Annotated in this window: 1 protein-coding gene; it reads right to left on the bottom strand. The window is 72.6% G+C overall.

The genetic code is table 11. The features are described 5' to 3' along the window. Positions 1-81 precede the first annotated feature (81 nt). A partial coding sequence (locus tag ACTWQJ_RS51125; RefSeq protein WP_443313156.1) for a ricin-type beta-trefoil lectin domain protein occupies positions 82-1,660 on the bottom strand: 1,579 nt, incomplete at its 5' end.

The following is a 1,660-nucleotide window of genomic DNA, read 5'->3' as shown; positions in this document are numbered from 1 at the left end:
TCCGCATGACCGCCACGCACACCGGCGGGCGCCCGGCCGGAGCCGGACTTTCGCAGCTGTTCCCCGGCGCGGCGCGCGGCACTAGGAACCGCCCGACAGTCCCACCGGTCGCGTGGACGGATCGGTCGTCTCCGCGACCGACAGGGACCCGGCGTCGGCCGGTTCGGGGTCGGTCAGCCAGCGCTGGGCGGTGGAGCCGTCGCGGACCTTGACGATGATGTCGGCGCCCGGTTCACCGGTGGTGGAGGAGAGCGCGAGCTGCTCGTCCCAGCGGGGCAGCAGCTCGCCGCGGACGGTGAGGTCGTAGCGCACGTCGTCGCCCCGCTCGCTCCTGGCGGCGGCACAAGTGCCGAGGATGACGACACCGGCGTCCGCGTGCGAGTCCAGGCACAGGTCGGGGTCGGCCACGCTGCGCAGCAGCCCGGCGTTCTCGTACGTCCACTGCTGGGTCAGGTCGGCCGAGCACACCGCCAGCTCGGCCCCGGTACCGGCCTCGGCCTCGTCCCGGAGGTCGAGGCACAGGTCGGCGGCGGCGTTGCGCAGCCTGGTCTGCCGGGGTTCGGTGGGGAGTTGTGCGGTGCCGGGCGGCGTGGCGGACACGGTGGGCGGGGCCTGAGCGCCGGTGCCGGGTGCGGAGTCGCGGTCGTCGTTGGCGCCGGCGGAGGCCGTGGTGTCGGTGTCGCCGTCGTAGGACGACAGGCTGGTGGCGAGGACGGTGCCGAGCAGGGCGGCGGAGACGATGCCCACTCCGGTGCGCACGGCCCGCGAGGAGCGGCCCGCCACGGTGGGGATAGGAATGCGGTCCAGGATGCGATGGCGTGCCGTTCCTCTCCCCCGTCCGGAGTGCCGGGCGGCGCGCCGACCGCGGGCACGCGGTCGGTGCGGGGTGCGGCCCGGTCGCGACTCGAGATAGCGACGGGCGCCCCAGCCGAGCACCGCCTCGGCGAGCAGAACGTCCAACCCGGCCTCGAAATGGCTCAGTTGTTCGGCTGCGTCCCGGCAGTGGCGGCACTCGGCGAGATGCTGCTGAACGTCCGGCAGCAGTGCCCTGCCGCGGCGGATCGGGACGTCGAGGAGACGGTTGTAGAAACGGCAGTCCTTGCTCGGTGCGAGTTCCTGGTGGGCCCGTAGACAGCCCTCGCGGAATTTGTCCCGGGCCAGTTCGAGGGTGGCCGACGCCGTGTCGGTGTCCATGCCGAGGAGTCCGGCGGGGAAGTCGAGCGGCTCCCCCTCGACCTCGGTGTGCCACAGCAGACAGCGGGCGGGTCCGGGAAGGGCCTGGAATGCGCGCTCGGCCAGCTTGCGGTTTTCGGGTGTCATGGACTTGGCCGCCCGCATACCACGGCCCCCCGCGGGTTTCTGCAACTCCGGCAGTACACCGGATATTCGCTCCTCCGAGGCCCATCGCCGGACCGTGTCCCGCACGGTCACCAGAAGCAGCGGGCGCAGCGCGATGCCCGGCTCGCCCAGCGTGAGACGGTCGAAGACCTGATGGAAGGCGGCCGCGGTCACCATGGCGGCAACGTTCGCCGAGGAGGCGAGGCAGACGACCGCGTAGGAGTGGACCGAGGGCCAGTGCCGGGCGATCAGCAGGGCGGTGGAATGGGCGACTTCGACATCCGATGCCCCTCTCAGCCGGGCGGCGAGGGACTCGTCGGAT

It is taken from the genome of Streptomyces sp. KR55, from assembly GCF_052245645.1.
Lineage (GTDB): Bacteria > Actinomycetota > Actinomycetes > Streptomycetales > Streptomycetaceae > Streptomyces > Streptomyces flavusporus.
Note: the sequence above shows the minus strand (reverse complement) of the source record. Positions and strands in the feature narration are given on the sequence as shown.